Source organism: Thioclava sp. GXIMD2076 (genome assembly GCF_037949795.1).
In the GTDB taxonomy this organism is placed as follows: Bacteria; Pseudomonadota; Alphaproteobacteria; order Rhodobacterales; family Rhodobacteraceae; genus Thioclava; species Thioclava kandeliae.
Genome location: NZ_CP149932.1, coordinates 23,890 through 40,052, shown reverse-complemented (window position 1 = coordinate 40,052; position 16,163 = coordinate 23,890). Strand labels below are relative to the sequence as shown.

Below are 16,163 nucleotides of genomic sequence, written 5' to 3'. Positions count from 1 at the left end.
TCGAACGCGTTTCAGGTACTCTTTCACCATGAGCACGATCCAATGGACAGACAAATTTTTCGTTTCTTTGCGGCGGCTTTTTGGCGGCGCGGCGGCTATTTGCCTGATTTCGGGGAGTGTCTGGGCGCAATCGGCCAGCCAACCCGCCCAGCAGCATGCCGATTCGTCGGTGGATGGCGCTTTCAGCGAGCTGGCCGATCCTGACAATGCCGCATGGGCGCGTGCGCAATCCGATATAGAGCGGGCCTGGTCGCGTTCGGGATCGGCGGCGATGGATCTGCTGCTGAAGCGCGGCGAGGATGCGCTCGATCAGGGCGATACCGAGGCCGCGATCGAACATCTGACCGCGCTGACCGACCATGCGCCCGATTTCGCCGAGGGCTGGAATACGCGCGCGCAGGCATATTACATGGCGGGGCTCTATGGTCCGGCAATCTCCGATCTGGCGCAGACATTGCGGCTCGAGCCGCGCCAATGGGTCGCTTTGGCGGGAATTGGCATGATCCTCGAGGAAACCGGTGATAATAAGCGTGCGCTGAAGGCCTATCAGGCCTCTTTCGGCTTGAATCCGCATCAGCAGGATGTGAAAGACGCAATCGACCGGCTTGAAAAAATGCTGGGTGGCACGCCTCTTTGAAGCTGCCCCCTGCGCGAAAGGAACTATGTCTGGGCGAGTGACCGCGGTCCTTGGGCCGACCAATACCGGCAAAACGCATTATGCCATCGAACGTATGCTGGGCCACCGCACCGGCATGATAGGTCTGCCTTTGCGCCTTCTGGCGCGCGAGGTCTATGACCGGATCGTGGCCATGCGCGGCCCCTCCGTTGTGGCGCTGGTGACAGGCGAGGAGCGCATCGTGCCCGAGCGCACCCAGTATTGGGTCTGCACGACTGAGGCCATGCCCGACAATATGGGCGTGGATTTTCTGGCGCTCGACGAGATCCAGCTTTGTGGCGATCCGGAGCGGGGGCATGTCTTTACCGACCGGCTGCTGAATGCGCGGGGTCTGCACGAGACGCTTCTGCTGGGCTCGGAGACCATGAAGGGCGCGATTGCCGCGCTGGTGGACCGGGTGCAGTTCACCCGCCGCGAGCGATTTTCGAACCTGACCTATTCGGGCTCCAAGAAGACCTCGCGGATGCCGCCGCGCTCGGCGATCGTGGGTTTTTCGGTAGATAACGTCTATGCCATCGCCGAACTGCTGCGTCGCCAGAAGGGCGGCTGTGCGGTGGTGATGGGGGCGCTGAGCCCGCGCACCCGTAACGCGCAGGTTGCCATGTATCAAAATGGCGATGTCGATTATCTGGTGGCGACCGATGCGATCGGCATGGGTCTGAACCTCGATATCGACCATGTGGCCTTTTCCTCGACGGTGAAATTCGATGGCCGCCGGATGCGCTCGCTCTTTCCCTACGAGATCGGCCAGATCGCAGGAAGGGCAGGGCGCTACAAGACCGATGGCACTTTCGGTGTGACCGGTGAGGCGCGGCCTTTCGAGGAGGGCGTGGTCGAGGCGGTGGAAAACCACCGTTTCGCGCCGCTCGACCGGCTGCAATGGCGCAATTCCAAGCTGGAATTCGGCACGACCGACTGGCTGATCGCCTCGCTCGAGATGCAGCCCCAGCACGAGCGCCTGACACGGGGCCGCGAGGCGGATGACCTGCGCGCGCTCAAAACGCTGACCGCGATGCCCGAGGTGATCGACCGCGTCACCAGCCCAAAAGATGTGCGGCTATTGTGGGATGTTTGCCGTATTCCGGATTTCCGCTCGATTTCCGAAATGGAACATGCAACGCTTCTGGCGCGGATTTTCGAGTTCTTGCAGACCGGAAAAGGTGTGCCCGGCGACTGGCTGGCACGTCAGGTCGAAAGGATCGATCGGGTGCATGGCGATATCGATGCCATATCGCGCCGATTGGCGTTTATCCGCACATGGACCTATGTCGCGCAGCGAAAAGGCTGGGTCGAAGACGAATTGCATTGGCGCGAGGAGACGCGCGCTGTAGAAGACCGATTGTCAGATGCGTTGCATAGCGCGCTGACCCAACGATTTGTGGACCGGCGCACCAGTGTGTTGCTGCGGCGGCTCAAGCAGAAGGAGACCCTCGTGGCCGAGGTGAACGACAAGGGTGAAGTGACGGTCGAAGGCGAATTCGCCGGCCGTCTGGATGGGTTCCGCTTCCAGCAGGACGGCACGTCCAGCCCCGACGAGGCGAAAATGCTGGCCCGCGCGGCCTATGAGGCACTCAAGCCGGAATTCAGCCTGCGGGCGGACCGGTTCTATAATGCCCCCGACACAGAAATGGATTTCACCGAACAGGGTGGCCTGATGTGGGGCACGACCGCGGTCGGCAAGCTGGTGAAAAGCGATGATCCCCTCAAGCCCTCCGTGCAGGCCTTCGTCGATGACGAGGCCGGTGCCGATGTGGCCGAGAAGGTCACGCGCCGCCTGCAGCATTTCATCGACCGCAAGGTGGCAGCGCTCTTCGAGCCGCTGCTGTCGATGTCGCGCGATGAGGGTGTGACCGGTCTTGCCCGTGGCTTCGCGTTCCGTCTGGTCGAGGGCATGGGCATCCTCCCGCGCGAGGATGTGGCCAACGAGGTCAAGGATCTGGATCAGGAGGCGCGTGGCCTCCTGCGCAAACATGGCGTGCGCTTCGGCCAATACACCATCTTCCAGACCCAGCTCCTGAAGCCCGCGCCGACCCGTCTGCGTCTGGTTCTGGCCTCGCTCTTCGACGGTTTGGATGATTTCCCCGAAAGCCCGCCCCCGGGTCTGGTGACGATCCCCAATGTGGAGACGGTCGACCGCACCGCCTATATCCGCGCGGGCTATCGCCCCGCAGGGGCACGCGCGATCCGTATCGACATGCTGGAACGTCTGGCCGATCTTCTGCGCAGCCAGGATAGCCGTGGCGGTTTCGAGGCCAATCCCGACATGCTGTCGATCACCGGCATGACGCTCGAGCAGTTCTCGGACCTGATGCAGGGTCTGGGCTACGAGGCCGAGAAGGGCGAGCGCGAGAAAGCCAAGGCGGCACCCGCGCCGCAGGTCAAGCCCGAGGGCGAAGCCATCAACCCGATCCCCGAAGAACAGAGTGTTGTCGCCGAAGAGACCGAAGCCTCTGCCTCCGAAGGCCCCGAGATGGAGGTGTTCTATACCTTCAAATGGGTGCCGCGGGCCCGTAACCGTGCACCGCGCCGCGAGGCCGGTGAGGGTGAGGGACGTGGCAATCAGGGTGGCAAGCGCCGCTCCGAAGGCAATCGTCGCAACGATGGCGAGCAACGCCGTGGCGGCAAGCCGGGTAACAAGGGCAAAGGTGCCCCCAAAGGTGGCCAGAAATTCGAGGCACGCCCGCCGAAGAAAGAAAAGCCGATGGATCCCGATAGCCCCTTCGCGATTCTCGCAAGCCTCAAGGACAAGAAATAAGTCCGATGTCCGAGGGTCCGCAGATCCGCATCGACAAATGGCTCTGGCAGGCGCGGTTCGTAAAGACGCGCACGCTGGCCGCCGCTCTGGTGTCGGGGGGGAAACTGCGGATCAACGGTCAGAAAATCACCAAGCCCGGGCGGTCCATCGGCCCGGGCACTATTCTGACCCTGTCACTGGGGGGCGGGGTGCGGGTGCTCGAAGTGCTCGAATGCGGCGAACGCCGCGGCCCTGCGCCGGAAGCCCGTCTGCTCTACCGCGATCTGGATGGAACGGATGTTTCGTCGGGTCCGGATGGGGAAGAACAGCGCGCCTGATCTGTTTGCGTTTTCCACAAGTCCCGTCTTATGCGTGGCTTAGGTGGCAGGGGCGTCTTGCATCATGGCCCTCATAGGGCTACCAAGCCTGAAACGTCCAATAATGTCCGGATTCGTGCCATGACCTATGTCGTTACCGACAACTGCATCAACTGCAAATACACGGATTGCGTCGAAGTCTGCCCGGTGGATTGCTTCTACGAGGGCGAGAACACGCTGGTGATCCATCCCGACGAATGTATCGATTGTGGTGTGTGTGAACCGGAATGCCCCGCGGACGCGATTCGTCCCGATACCGAGCCGGGAATGGAAGACTGGGTCGAGATGAACCGCAAATATTCCGAACTGTGGCCGGTTCTGACTCAGAAAAAAGATCCGATGCCCGATCACGAGAAATATGACGGCGAAACCGGCAAGATGGAGAAATATTTCTCCGAGGCGCCGGGCGAGGGCGATCAGTAAGCCTTTGCTGCCTCACTGGTTTTTTGAACGAAGCCGGGATGTGCAACGCGCCTTCCCGGCTTTGTCATGACTGTTGAGCGGGCAGTATCCGCCGCAACATGGTTTCCGGCGTAAAGGATTTGTTAATCTTGTCATGGCGCGGTATTGACGCCGTGCTTTTCTGATCGTCGTTTTTATGGTATGGTCAGGCCATAATAGATCCGGACCCCTCTGTTACGGCATGCTCACCGTCTCAGTGATCTCACAGATATATGGCACCCGCGCGGCGCTTCGGCAGCCGGAGGGTGTCTTTTTCGCTGTGGGAACGGGCCGAACGGATTGCCTGCAAGGAAGCGACTGAATGACCAAGAAGAAATCGGAATTCCGCCCTGACGATTACGTTGTGTATCCCGCTCATGGTGTCGGCAAGATCATGTCGATCGAAGAGCAAGAGATTGCGGGCCTGAAGCTCGAGCTTTTTGTTATCTCCTTCGAAAAAGATAAAATGACCCTCCGCGTGCCGACCGCCAAAGCGACCGAGGCCGGTCTGCGTGGTCTTGCCTCCGAAGACGAGGTGACCCGCGCGCTGAACACGCTCAAGGGTAAGGCCAAGGTCAAGCGCGCCATGTGGTCGCGTCGTGCGCAGGAATACGAACAGAAGATCAATTCCGGCGATCTGCTGTCCATTGCGGAAGTTGTGCGCGACCTGCACCGCGCCGATGACCAGCGCGAGCAGTCCTACTCGGAGCGTCAGCTCTATGAAGCGGCGCTCGAGCGTCTGACCCGCGAGATCGCGGCTGTCTCGGGCACTGACGAGGCCGGTGCGGCAAAGAAAGTCGACGAAGTGCTCGACAGCCGCGCCGCCGCCTGACCATATCGCTTTCCTGATAGAAAAGCGGGCCCCGAGTGGCCCGCTTTTTGTATTTCTGGTGTCGGGATCAGTCGTCCAGCTCACCCACGCTGGCAGGCCGGTCGGTATCCACCTTGGGGGGCGGGGCGTTGTCCCCACGCATCGCGAACCGCTGCGCGATGGCCGCCTGCAGGCCCGCATTCTTCTCCTTGGTTCTTGCGATATACTCGTGGTTCTGTTCGATCGGCACACCCGGTTTCCAGACCTCCGCAAGATCGCGCACCATGGCACGGTCCATCTTGAAGAAGATTTTCTCCAGTTCTGCAGCCTCGTAATCCGACAGCCCCACATTCTCCAGCACATAGCGCCCGACGCGCAACGAGCTGTCATACATCTCGCGCACGATGTCATTCGCACCGGCTTTATACAGCTCGTAGACATGCACGCGGTCGCGGGCACGAGCGATGATATGCAGATCGGGGCGGAGTTTTCGGGCGTAGGTCACAAGCCGCGTCACCGCATCCTTGTCATCCAGCACGGCCACCAGCACCTGCGCTTTCATGATGCCTGCGGCGGCCAGCAGTTCGGGTCGGGTCGGGTCGCCGAAATAGCCCTTATAGCCGAAGGTGCGCATCAACTGGATCATCTTGAGGTCGTTATCGAGCATGGTGGTGCGGAAGCCCGACATGGTGACCAACTGGTTCACCACCTGCCCGAAGCGGCCGATGCCGGCGATGATGATCGGTTGCTGCTCGTCGATCTCGTCGGGCTTTGGTGTCTCCTCGCGCAGTCGCGAGGCCAAGGCGCCTTGCAGGATGAACAGGAGCGGTGTGATCAGCATGGAGAGCGCGATGACCAGCAGGATCTTCTCGGCCAGATCATTGGGAAAGATCCGCTGGCTGACCGCGAAGGACACGAGCACAAAGCCGAATTCCCCCGCCTGTGCCAGCCCGAGTGTGAATAGCGACCTGTCGCGCCCCTGCATCTTGAAGAGGCGCGCGAGACCGTAGAGGACAGCGATCTTCAGCGCGACCACCCCGATGACGATCCCGGTGATTTCGAACGGGGCCGCAAAGAAGACGGCGAAATTGATGCCAGCGCCCACGGTGATGAAGAAGAGCCCCATCAGCAGGCCCTTGAATGGCTCGATGGAGGCTTCCAGTTCGTGGCGGAATTCGCTATCGGCCAGAACCACGCCCGCAAGGAACGTGCCGAGTGCTGGCGAGAGCCCCACCATATTCATCAGCGTAGCGATCCCCACCACGATCAGCAGGGCGGTGGCGGTGTTCATTTCAGGCAGGCGGGTGCTTTGCACGAAGCGGAACATCGGGCGCACAAGATAATGGCCCGCCAGCACGACCAGCGCCACGGCGGCCAGCGTCAATAGTGTTACGCCCCAGCCGGGCAGGGTCGCGATAAAAGCCGAGACCGGATTATGCGCCTGCGCCTCGGCCTTGGCCAGCGCCCGTGCGCCGGGTTGTGCCAGCAGGGGCAGGATCGCGAGCATCGGGATCACTGCGATATCCTGCGTCAGCAGCACGGCAAAGGTGGATCGCCCGCCCGGGGTCTGCATCAGTTTGCGCTCGTTCAGGGTCTGCAGAACGATGGCGGTCGAGCTGAGCGAGAAGATCATGCCCAGTGCAAGCGCCACCGAGAGTGGCTGCCCGAAGGCCATGGCAAAGGCCGTGACCGCCACCAGCGTGATTACCACCTGCAGCCCGCCCAAGCCCACCAGCTTGTCGCGCATCGCCCAGAGCGCGCGGGGTTCCAGTTCGAGCCCGATCAGGAACAGCATCATCACCACACCGAATTCGGCAAAATGCTGGAGATCGTCCATTTCCGAACCGGTCAGGCCCAGCACCGGCCCGATCATCAACCCCGCGATCAGATAGCCCAGAACCGACCCGAGCTTGGCCCGTGTCGCCAGCGGCACCGCAATGATCATGGCGAACAGATACAGGGTGGCCTGAAGCAGAAAAGCTTCCATTTGTGCGATCGTCTTTCAATTCGGCGCGGGAGACGCGCGAGGGGTCATGCGCGGATGACCAAGCAGGATGTGCTGCAAGGCTAGTCCAGATACTGGCGCGAAAAAACTCGAATTTTCGTGTGGGGCAAGTGCAATTGCCGCAGGCCGGATCGGGAGTGGCGAAGATCAGCCGTCGATCAGGTTGATGCGGTAGGCGCGCGAGCCCTTCTGGTAGGTCAGGGAATTGTCATTGATCGCCGTGATGCGTCCGCCATCGAACTTGTCGCCGATCTGCACCTTGACGAAACGGCCATTGGGCATGCGCAAGAGGGCGCGCCGGCTGGTCGTGCCGCCATAGACGCCGATCAGATTAACCTGATTGAGCTTGATGGCGTTATCGCTGGTGGCGGCTTTGGCCACCGAGGCCGAGGTCGGCAGAGTGGGCGCGGAACTGGCCTCCGGCTCGTCATCGGCTTCAGGTTGCGACTGTCGCTGCGGTTGCGGTGCAGGTGTCGCGGTGCGGGCGGTTTGCCGTGGAGCGGGAGCAGGGGCTGCCGCTACAGGTGTGCTGGCCATCGCCGCAGCAAGAGCCGATTGCACCGCGTTCGAGAAATTCTGTGGCCGGCCGAGGGGGCGGCGCGAAACGGTCACCGCCTGGTCGGTGGCCGTGGCTTGCGCGGCTGCGGCCTGCGCGGCTGCCTCTTGCTCGGCGGCGCGCCGCTCCGCTTCCGCCTGTGCCGCTGAGGCAACCGTTGCCGGACGGGCGCGCAGGGGAGAGGCGCTCGAGAGACGCGGATCGCTGGTCTGCGGGTCCGCTTCTGTGACGTCATCTGTCTGGGCGCTCTGCGTTGCGGCCTGCGGCTCCTCGGGTTTCGCGGCAGGCTTGGCGGCGGGGCCCTGCGTCTCGGGTAGGGCGACTGCCACGGGGACGGGGGCATTAGCGGCGGCCTCAGCCGCCTTAACCACGCTCTCGGGCCGTAGCCGCGGTGTTTTGCCCTTCAGTGATGGCGCCTGATAGGGCATCGGCTTGCCGGTCGCTTCGGTATAGGCAAAGGCCACATCCTGCGGACGCGCGCGCGGGGTCTTGGGCGGTTCGCCCGCCACCAGCATGTAATTGCCGGGCATCAACACGCCTTCAGTGGTGGGGGTCACCGTGCCGTCAGGCTGGATGCGGGCCAGCTGGTTATAGGGTGGGGGGGCGTCAGGCACTGTCGGTTCGGGGTCGCGCTTTGCAGGGGTGTCGAGCATATCGACACTGCCGGTTGCAGCGACGGGCTGCGCTTCGGCGGTTGCCGAGGCCGTATCGCTGGCGGCCGCCTCGGGGGACAGCTCGGCAGTGGCCGGTTCTGTAGCGGTAGGGCTTTCGGTCAGTGTGGTATCTGTTTGCGCAGCGTCGGCCTGATCAGCGTCGGTCTGAGCACTGTCAGTCTGTGCGCTTTCTGTCCGGGCAGCGTCCGGCGAGAGTGCGGATTGCTCCTGAGCCGCGGGCAGGTCCTCGCTCTCGGAGCCGTTGCCCATGAGCATCGCCAGAATGGCCAGGACGAGGATCAGCACGCCAGTCAGCATCAGCCCGAGATATTTCGGCTTGCCACCGATACGCTCCGACAGATCCCCTGCGGGGGCATCATCTTCCTCGTCTGCCGCGCGGCTGACGCGGGCAGTGATCGAGACACGTCCCTGCGGGTTGGTTGCATCCTCTGCCGCGACCGGTTTGCGCGACAGGGCGGGGCCCTCCGTGACAGGGGCGATCACAGGTTTGCGAAGCTCGCCTGCCTTGCGTTCGGGCGTGGATCTGGCCGAAGCCTCTTTTTCGTTCCCACGTTCGGCATGCAGGGCAGGGCCCTTGCCGATGGCGGGCAGGTCGCGGCGCGCCCCGCTCAATTTGGGCGTTGCCGCAGCCTGTTCGGCATCGGCTTTCTGTGCGGCGAGCGAGGCATTCTTGCCGGGCATATCTTCGGGCCGTTCGACGCCGAATTCGGCACGCAGCCGGTCGAGATCGCTCTCGGGGATCGAGATCCGGTCCGAGCCGCCATTCTGCCAGCTCTGTGTTTGGGCGCTGGCGCGGTCGGCAGCCCCGATCGTCGCGGAGGCGGCCTGCGGGCTTTCAGCGAACTCGTCCTCGGTATAGGGGCCGCTTTCGGCGCCGAAGTCGCTGCCATATTCGGCTTCACGGCGCTCTTCCTCACTCGGCTCCTGACCATAGACCGCCAGTTCCTCGGCCAGCGAGCTGCGCGGCGTCCGGGCATGCAGGGTGTCGTGCATATCCTCGGGCATGTCGTCAATTTCGTCCTGCCATTGCGGCGGGTCCATAACATATCTGCCGGTGTCATAAGCGGAAGGAGCGCCATAGGATTGAGCGGGCTCCGCTTCGGCAGGCTCGTAGTCCTGCGCGGAACGGGCATATGTCGCCCGCGCGGCCTCTTGCTCGGCCTCCTCGCGCTCCAGCCGTTCCTGTTCGAGCCGTTCGGCTTCGAGGCGCTCGCGCTCCAGCCGTTCCTGTTCGAGCCGCTCGGCTTCGAGGCGCTCGTGTTCCAGCCGTTCCTGTTCGAGCCGCTCGGCTTCGAGGCGCTCGTGTTCCAGCCGTTCCTGTTCGAGCCGTTCGGCTTCGAGGCGCTCGTGTTCCAGCCGTTCCTGTTCGAGCCGTTCGGCTTCGATGCGCTCGTGTTCCAGCCGTTCCTGTTCGAGCCGTTCAGCTTCGAGGCGCTCATATTCCAGCCGTTCTTCCTCAACGCGGGCCGCTTCGGCGGCGCGCGCCTCGGCTTCCGCGGCCTCGGAGGCGGCTTGGGCTGCGGCGATGGCCGCGGCGCCTTCCTCGGGGGTGCAGATCACGATGGCCTTGTGGTCGGGTTGCACATAATCGCCCTGCGCCAGATATTCGGGCGCATAGGTGGTCAGGCCAAACCACGGCTCGCCCATGAACTCCTCGCCCTGCGGCAGTGCAACGAAGGAGACAGGCCGCATTCCGTGGCTTTCGGCAAAATCCTCGGCCTCGCGCAGCGTGTCGCGTGCGATCACCGCCACATGCACCGTCTTTCCGGGACCGGACCAGTCGAAGACCAGATCTTCCACCGGATAGGGTGTCATGCCAACCAGAGCGGCCTCGATCTGGCGGCGGCGCTCGGCGATGGTCGGGCCGGGGGCATGCACTGCGGTATAGAGGATTTGCGAGGCGGGAATGACGAGCTTGGTGGCAAACTCCGCCCCGCCCAGCTCGATCACCTTGGCGCGCAGCGCGGCCATCCCTGCCTCGAGCCCCGCCTCGTCATCGAGCCGGACCTGCCCATGCGCCATCCAGCCATAGCTGTGGCGTGCAAGGAGGCTGACGGTTTCGTCCGCGAAATTCAGGGCGAATTGAGGTTTCATGGTCTGGCTCGGTGCGTCTCATCGGGGCCTAAAGGCACCGTTTTGGTGTTTTGTTACTGGTAGCCGAGAACGGCTTTCAAGGAAAGCGGCGAACCACCCTGATGGGTGATTTTACCGGAGACTTCGGCAAAGCGCTGCCCATATCGGCAGGAGCTTGCACGGGGTGCCCGAGCCGGAGCGCTCCTGCCGGAAGGGCCGGTTGTAGGGCGCGCAAAGCTATCGTAGCCAGAGCCCTTCGCGCTTGATCCGGTTGCGCATGACCTTCTCGCGGCGCGGCAGGTCGTTCTGGTCGAAGAGCGCGCGGATCTTCTTGCCTTTCCCTTGTAGCACGAGTTTGCGGATCGGCTCATAGGCCTTGATCACTTTTTTGATCCGGTTGGGCGTGCAGACCTCTTCGACCATCGCGATGGCGCTTTCGCTCTCTCGGGCATAGAGAAGGGGAAGCGTGCGGTAATGGCAGCTTGACGCCCCATCGAGCGCGTCGAGGCTTGCGGGCGGACGGCCGCCGCCGAGCGAGGCGATGACCAGCGGCAGCGCGATCTGATCGAGCCAGGGGTCGAGCGACTGGCAGGCCAGCTCATCGGGCGTCTCGTCACGGATGGAAAGCGCAAAGCGCAGGAAGCGCGCCCCGAATTCCTGCGCATCAGCGCCCATGAACCAGCCCGCGTTGAAATAGAGAAAGCGTTTCCAGAATTCCTCGGGCTGGCTCAGATCGAGCGTCGGCTCGAAGGCGATGCCGAACCGGTCATAGAGGCATTTCCAGATTTCGTGATAGCCCGGTCCATAAAGCGGCGGTTCGGGCCATGTGCCCTCGCGGCGCATGGAGGCGGTCGGGTAGCTGAAATCGAGCGGAGGCAGGGGCGCGGTGAAAACGGTATCGGTATCGAAGAAGATGAAAGGTTGGGCCGGAAGGGCGGCCAGCGCCTCGATCTTGTTGCCATAGGGATAGTCTTCGCCGAAATGGCGATTCTCGAAGGGCAGGATCTCGGCGCCGTCCTCTTCGAGAATGGCCCGGATCTCCGGCGTGAGGGTGGTGGGCTCGCGCCAGCGCGCACCTGTGGGTTCGGCCACGATAAGCCGTCCCTTGAACTCGGGGTTTGTCGCGCGGAAAGAGCGTGTAAAGACCACGGCCTCATGCTCGAGACGCCCCCGCTGGGCGATGCAGAGCACGATGAAGTTTTCTTCTGACGATTGTTGCGACATGAAGGGCTCCGGATCGAATGTTGCGAGTATACTAAGCGCAACGCTGCCAGAAAAGACAGAGCTATGTCTTTTCCTAATCACATATTTTTCAGGAGCTTACAGCGTATCACCAGAACCCCTGAGGGGTAGTGGTGGGTGACCCTGGAATCGAACCAGGCGTGGGTCTCCCCGGCGGAGTTACAGTCCGCTGCCGCACCTTGCAGCACGTCACCCGACGCTGTGTGGCGGCTTTTACGGAGAGTGGCGGGGACCGTCAAGCACCTTTTTCGATTTTTCTTGCAACTCTTTCTCGGGCTTGCCAATTGGCGCGCAAATGCGCAGGAAGAAGATCAAGTATATAAGGGGAATCCGATGAAGAAGCCGTCTTGGGTCATCGACAAAGAACGTTCGAAACGCGCAGCGGCGGCGGAAACCGTATGGCTGTTCGGTATTCATGCGGTGCGTGATGCGCTGCTTAATCCCAACCGCACGCGACTGCGTCTGGTCCTGTCCAAGAATGCCGCCGACAAACTGGCCGAGGCCATCGCACAATCGGGCATGGAACCGGAGATCGTCGATGTGCGCCGCTTTACCAAGGACGTGCCGATCTCCGAGGATTCGGTCCATCAGGGGGCGGCACTCGAGGTGAAGCCTCTCGACTGGGGCAAGCTGGTGGATGTCTGCGAACCGGGGCAGGGCTCTCCGGTGGTGGTGCTTCTCGACCGCGTGACCGATCCCCATAACGTGGGTGCGATCCTGCGCTCGGCGGAGGTGTTCGGCGCGCGGGCCGTTGTGGCACCGCATCGCCATTCGGCGCCCGAGACCGGCGCCTTGGCGAAAACCGCCTCCGGCGCGCTGGAGCGGCAGCCCTATCTGCGCATCCAGAACCTTGGCGATGCCATCGAGCAGCTCCAGAAGATCGGCTATGTGGTCTATGGTCTCGCGGGTGAGGCGGAGATGACGCTGGCCGAGGGTCTGTCGAACTCCTCCGATCTGCCGATCGCGCTGGTGATGGGCGCCGAGGGGCCGGGGCTACGCGAGCGCACCCGCGAGCTGTGTGATCATCTGGTGAAAATCCCCTTCGCAGCGGATTTCGGATCGCTCAATGTCTCGAATGCCGCGGCGATTTCGCTTTATGCGGCTGTCAGTCGCCTCCCTGCGCAATCGTGACAGAACTGCCACGGCGCGCGAAAAAATCGATCTTACGGATCACATAGTCGAGAGAATAGCGACGGGGCCTTTAAATGGCCGCCGCCGTTTCTAACTTGATAGGCAGGAGGCGCAGACTCGGAACCGCTGCGCCTTGTTCACTGTCCCTCGTTCCGCACTCGCGCCCAGGCCTTATGGTCGGGGCGCTTTTTTTTGAAGGATTCCCGCAAGGGACTGAAAAAGGGAGTAAAGCCGATGACGACCGACACCACCCTGCGCGAAATATTTACAGCCACCAAAGTGATTGCCGTGGTCGGCTATTCTGCCAACACGGACCGGCCGTCGCATATGGTCGCGAAATTCCTGCAAGGCAAAGGCTATCGGGTGATTCCCGTCAATCCGGGGCTGGCGGGGCAGAGCGAGTTGGGCGAGACCGTCTATGCCGATCTCGCTTCGATCCCCGACGGGATCGCGGTGGATATGGTGGATATCTTCCGCCGCTCCGACGCGGTGCCCGAGATCACCCGCGAGGCGCTGGAGCATCTGCCGTCGCTGCGCACGGTCTGGATGCAGATCGGGGTGGCAAATGCCGAGGCCGCGGAGCTTGCGGAGCAGGCAGGAAAGACCGTGGTGCAGGACCGCTGCCCGAAGATCGAGATGCCCCGTCTCGGGCTATAAACCGGGGTGATCGTGCAGGGTTGCTTAATATTTTTGCATATCCCGAATAAAACTACGGTAAATGCTCGGATTTGCGTGATTTTCTCGTCATTAATCCGTTGCCCTGCTAAGAAAATGTTCCGGACGTAAGGATACAAACGGGACAGGCGATGGAATTTGATGTGGGTGCACGGCTCAAGGCCGTGCGCAAGGCGCGCAAGATGTCACAGCGGGAAATGGCCGCGAAATCAGGCATCACCAACGGGATGATCTCGCTGATCGAGGGCAACAAAACGAGCCCGTCGATTTCGTCGCTCAAGAAAATCCTCGAAGCGCTCGATCTAACCCTGTCCGAGTTTTTCGAAAGCGATGCGGCGGTTGTGGATAAGTTCGTGTTCCGACATGACGAACTGGAGCGCATCACCCCCGAACAGGTGGATGGCTCGGGCATCAACCCGCTGTCTCCTGCGGCCAAGTTGCAGCGTCTGGGCTATTCCCAAGGCAGCTCGCTTCTGATGCTCTACGAAACCTACGAGCCGGGCGCTGATACCGGCGAGCCCTATACCCATGAGGGCGAGGAGGCGGGGTTCGTGATCGAGGGCGAGCTGCTTTTGGAGGTCGATGGCGAGGTCGAGGTGCTGCAAGTGGGGGATGGTTATAAATTCGCGTCCACCAAACCGCACCGTTTCCGCAATATCGGCGCTGTGCGCTGTGTTGTGATCAGTGCCTGCACACCGCCAACCTTCTGAGACCTACGCATTCTGAGACGTTGTCCCCAAGCGGATAGAAAAAGGCCCGAGGTGATCCCTCGGGCCTTTCTTTTACTGGATGCCCATCAACAGGCGCGGCAGCCAGAGCGACAGATCGGGACAGAAGGTCACGATCATCGTCATCGGCAAATGCCCGAAGATCAGGAATTTCAGCGTTGGTTTGAGATATTTGTCGAGCGTCAGCTTGGAGACGCCGCCAGCCATGTAGAGCATCGGTGCACAGGGTGGGGAGACGTTGCCAAGGCCCAGATTGGTGCCCACGATGGCCGCGAAATGGATCGGGTGGATGCCCAGTTCGTTGATGACCGGCAGGAAGATGATCGCGGCCAGAACCGAGCCCGAGATGTCATCCACGATCATGCCGATGAAAAGAAGCACGATATTGATGAGGATCAGGATGACATATTTGTTGTCCGACAGCGACAGCATCGCCTCGGCCACCTCTTTGGGGATCTGCTGCAGGATCATCGCGCGGCTCATCATGAAGAGGAAGAACAGCACCGAGATGATCGAGCCGGTGGTGATGGCCGAACGCACGAAGGAGGTCGCAAAGCTGCGCAGTGTCAGGCCCTTGTAGATGAAGAAGCCCACGGGGATCGCATAGACCAGCGCGATGGCCGCGGCCTCGGTGGGGGTAGCGATGCCCGAATAGATCACGCCGAGGATGAGGACCGGCATCAGGAGCGCCCAGAACGCCCTTACCCCCGAGCGGCCGATAGTCTTTACCGACTGGTCGAAGGTCAGCTTCTCCTCGACCTTGATCGTGTCGACATTACGCAGGAAGATGAAGTTCAGCACGACATAGATGGCGGCCAGCAGGATGCCCGGAACCAGCGTCGACAGGAAGGCCGCGCCCACCGAGATACCACCGGTGATGGCGAAGACGATCATCGGGATCGAGGGCGGGATCATCAGCGCCAGAACCGACGAGCAGGCCACAAGCGCCGTCGCATGTCCTGCGGGGTAGCCCTCACGGATCATGCGCGGGATCATGATCTGGCCGATGGCTGCAATCGCTGCCGAGGACGAGCCCGAGATCGCGCCGAAGAGCGCGCAGGTAATCACTGTCACGGCTCCCAGACCGCCTTTCACGCGGCCGACCAGCGAGTTGACGAAATTGAGAAGGCGTTCGGAAATCCCGCCTTCGGCCATCAATGTGCCGGCCAGCACGAAGAGCGGCAGTGCCAGCAGCGCGAAGCTGGAGGTGGTCTGGTAGGCATAGGGCAGAAGGAACGAGACATCCGAGCCGCTCGCCAGCCCGAAGACCAGCGCCCCCGAGCCGAAGGCCAGTGCAATCGGCATCTCGGCCAGCAGCAGCACCACGATCAGGGCCATGGAGAGGAAGAAGATCGTCATTGGTCACCCCCTTTCGCCGCGAGGGCGGGGTTGCGGAACACGCAGAACTGATTGATGAATTGCAGCACCAGATACAGCACCATGCCACCAAAGCCCGCGATCAGCGACGAGGACCATAGCCAGCGCGGCCAGCGCATGTAGGAACTCATGCGGTTCTTGTCGATCTCGAACATCGCATAGCGGATGGCGTAATAGGCAAAGACGCTCGCCGCGATCAGCGAGAGCACGGTCATCAACATCCGGACGGCCTGAATGGTGCGCGGCGTCTTGACCACCAATGTGAGAATGCCGCCATGGATATGCTCGCCATTGCGCGTCACATAGGCCATGCCGAGGAAATAGATCCAGACGCCGAAGAGAAGGGCGATCTCCTCGATGCCTACGAAGGGCGAGTGGAAGACATAGCGCAGCAGCACCTGCGCGAACATCAGCCCGGCCAGTGCGAGGCCGAAGACAAAGAGGAGCGTGAAGATCAGCCCCGCCAGCAACGTCTCGGCCCGCATCAGGGCGCCATAGAAGCCCGTGGGCTGCCATTCGGGGATGGCGGTCAGCTGGTCGGGAATGTCGGTCGCGTCGACTTCTGCGACATAGATATAGCTATCCGCACCGACCGGTTCGTGCGGATGCTGCTTGGATGATCGGGTCATGAAAGCCTAGCGGGGAAAGAGGAAAGGAAAGGCC

General features: G+C 61.9%; 13 protein-coding genes and 1 tRNA gene. 8 read left to right on the top strand and 6 right to left on the bottom strand.

All coding sequences use genetic code 11. The features are described from left to right. Nucleotides 1–28 precede the first annotated feature (28 nt). The 5 genes from WDB91_RS00210 (at nucleotide 29) to WDB91_RS00190 (ending at nucleotide 5,060) form a co-directional block, all read left to right on the top strand. On the top strand, nucleotides 29–637 hold the full coding sequence (locus WDB91_RS00210; RefSeq protein WP_339113173.1) for a tetratricopeptide repeat protein: 609 nt from the start codon (nucleotides 29–31) through the stop codon (nucleotides 635–637). A gap of 25 nt (nucleotides 638–662) precedes the next feature. Continuing rightward, the gene (locus tag WDB91_RS00205) at nucleotides 663–3,431 is read left to right on the top strand and encodes a helicase-related protein (RefSeq protein WP_339113172.1); all 2,769 of its coding nucleotides are present in this window, start codon (nucleotides 663–665) and stop codon (nucleotides 3,429–3,431) included. 5 nt (nucleotides 3,432–3,436) lie between these two features. Further along, a complete protein-coding gene (locus tag WDB91_RS00200) occupies nucleotides 3,437–3,748 on the top strand; it encodes an RNA-binding S4 domain-containing protein (protein WP_339113171.1) in 312 nt (103 codons plus the stop codon). A 120-nt stretch (nucleotides 3,749–3,868) separates the two neighbouring features. Next, a complete protein-coding gene (gene fdxA, locus WDB91_RS00195; protein ID WP_339113170.1) occupies nucleotides 3,869–4,210 on the top strand; it encodes a ferredoxin FdxA in 342 nt (113 codons plus the stop codon). A gap of 340 nt (nucleotides 4,211–4,550) precedes the next feature. Continuing rightward, entirely contained in the window at nucleotides 4,551–5,060 is a 510-nt protein-coding gene (locus tag WDB91_RS00190; protein WP_339113169.1) for a CarD family transcriptional regulator, read from the top strand. 67 nt (nucleotides 5,061–5,127) lie between these two features. Here the strand turns inward: WDB91_RS00190 and WDB91_RS00185 are convergent, their stop codons facing one another. From WDB91_RS00185 to WDB91_RS00170, 4 genes are all read right to left on the bottom strand, one after another. After that, nucleotides 5,128–7,026 (bottom strand): monovalent cation:proton antiporter-2 (CPA2) family protein, encoded by a 1,899-nt coding sequence (locus WDB91_RS00185; RefSeq protein WP_339113168.1) that lies wholly within the window; start codon nucleotides 7,024–7,026, stop codon nucleotides 5,128–5,130. Between the two features lie 165 nt (nucleotides 7,027–7,191). Beyond that, complete coding sequence (locus tag WDB91_RS00180) at nucleotides 7,192–10,368, bottom strand: hypothetical protein (RefSeq protein ID WP_339113167.1); 3,177 nt, start codon at nucleotides 10,366–10,368, stop codon at nucleotides 7,192–7,194. Nucleotides 10,369–10,584: 216 nt separating this feature from the next. Next, nucleotides 10,585–11,571 carry a hypothetical protein gene (locus WDB91_RS00175; RefSeq protein WP_339113166.1) on the bottom strand — a complete coding sequence of 329 codons (987 nt, stop codon included), beginning with the start codon at nucleotides 11,569–11,571 and terminating at the stop codon, nucleotides 10,585–10,587. Nucleotides 11,572–11,700: 129 nt separating this feature from the next. Then, nucleotides 11,701–11,784, bottom strand: a tRNA-Tyr gene (locus WDB91_RS00170). A gap of 138 nt (nucleotides 11,785–11,922) precedes the next feature. Between WDB91_RS00170 and rlmB the strand changes: the two genes are divergently transcribed. The 3 genes from rlmB to WDB91_RS00155 all read left to right on the top strand — a co-directional run bounded on the left by rlmB (nucleotide 11,923) and on the right by WDB91_RS00155 (nucleotide 14,105). Then, on the top strand, nucleotides 11,923–12,720 hold the full coding sequence (gene rlmB / locus WDB91_RS00165) for a 23S rRNA (guanosine(2251)-2'-O)-methyltransferase RlmB (RefSeq protein WP_339113165.1): 798 nt from the start codon (nucleotides 11,923–11,925) through the stop codon (nucleotides 12,718–12,720). 234 nt (nucleotides 12,721–12,954) lie between these two features. Continuing rightward, nucleotides 12,955–13,377, top strand: a complete 423-nt coding sequence (locus tag WDB91_RS00160) for a CoA-binding protein (RefSeq protein ID WP_339113164.1) — start codon at nucleotides 12,955–12,957, stop codon at nucleotides 13,375–13,377. A gap of 149 nt (nucleotides 13,378–13,526) precedes the next feature. Further along, nucleotides 13,527–14,105 carry a cupin domain-containing protein gene (locus WDB91_RS00155; protein WP_339113163.1) on the top strand — a complete coding sequence of 193 codons (579 nt, stop codon included), beginning with the start codon at nucleotides 13,527–13,529 and terminating at the stop codon, nucleotides 14,103–14,105. Nucleotides 14,106–14,177: 72 nt separating this feature from the next. On the opposite strand, the gene WDB91_RS00150 is transcribed toward WDB91_RS00155, so the two are convergent. Together WDB91_RS00150 and WDB91_RS00145 are read right to left on the bottom strand one after the other, a co-directional pair. Beyond that, nucleotides 14,178–15,482 carry a TRAP transporter large permease gene (locus tag WDB91_RS00150; RefSeq protein ID WP_339113162.1) on the bottom strand — a complete coding sequence of 435 codons (1,305 nt, stop codon included), beginning with the start codon at nucleotides 15,480–15,482 and terminating at the stop codon, nucleotides 14,178–14,180. Next, nucleotides 15,479–16,129 (bottom strand): TRAP transporter small permease, encoded by a 651-nt coding sequence (locus WDB91_RS00145; protein ID WP_339113161.1) that lies wholly within the window; start codon nucleotides 16,127–16,129, stop codon nucleotides 15,479–15,481. The genes WDB91_RS00150 and WDB91_RS00145 overlap by 4 nt, the downstream gene beginning before the upstream one ends. Nucleotides 16,130–16,163: the final 34 nt, after the last annotated feature.

Coding starts and splice junctions, on each gene's coding strand:
- WDB91_RS00210 (WP_339113173.1), top strand. CDS start 29: ATGAGCACGATCCAATGGACAGACAAATTTTTCGTTTCTTTGCGGCGG.
- WDB91_RS00205 (WP_339113172.1), top strand. CDS start 663: ATGTCTGGGCGAGTGACCGCGGTCCTTGGGCCGACCAATACCGGCAAA.
- WDB91_RS00200 (WP_339113171.1), top strand. CDS start 3,437: ATGTCCGAGGGTCCGCAGATCCGCATCGACAAATGGCTCTGGCAGGCG.
- fdxA (WP_339113170.1), top strand. CDS start 3,869: ATGACCTATGTCGTTACCGACAACTGCATCAACTGCAAATACACGGAT.
- WDB91_RS00190 (WP_339113169.1), top strand. CDS start 4,551: ATGACCAAGAAGAAATCGGAATTCCGCCCTGACGATTACGTTGTGTAT.
- WDB91_RS00185 (WP_339113168.1), bottom strand. CDS start 7,026: ATGGAAGCTTTTCTGCTTCAGGCCACCCTGTATCTGTTCGCCATGATC.
- WDB91_RS00180 (WP_339113167.1), bottom strand. CDS start 10,368: ATGAAACCTCAATTCGCCCTGAATTTCGCGGACGAAACCGTCAGCCTC.
- WDB91_RS00175 (WP_339113166.1), bottom strand. CDS start 11,571: ATGTCGCAACAATCGTCAGAAGAAAACTTCATCGTGCTCTGCATCGCC.
- rlmB (WP_339113165.1), top strand. CDS start 11,923: ATGAAGAAGCCGTCTTGGGTCATCGACAAAGAACGTTCGAAACGCGCA.
- WDB91_RS00160 (WP_339113164.1), top strand. CDS start 12,955: ATGACGACCGACACCACCCTGCGCGAAATATTTACAGCCACCAAAGTG.
- WDB91_RS00155 (WP_339113163.1), top strand. CDS start 13,527: ATGGAATTTGATGTGGGTGCACGGCTCAAGGCCGTGCGCAAGGCGCGC.
- WDB91_RS00150 (WP_339113162.1), bottom strand. CDS start 15,482: ATGACGATCTTCTTCCTCTCCATGGCCCTGATCGTGGTGCTGCTGCTG.
- WDB91_RS00145 (WP_339113161.1), bottom strand. CDS start 16,129: ATGACCCGATCATCCAAGCAGCATCCGCACGAACCGGTCGGTGCGGAT.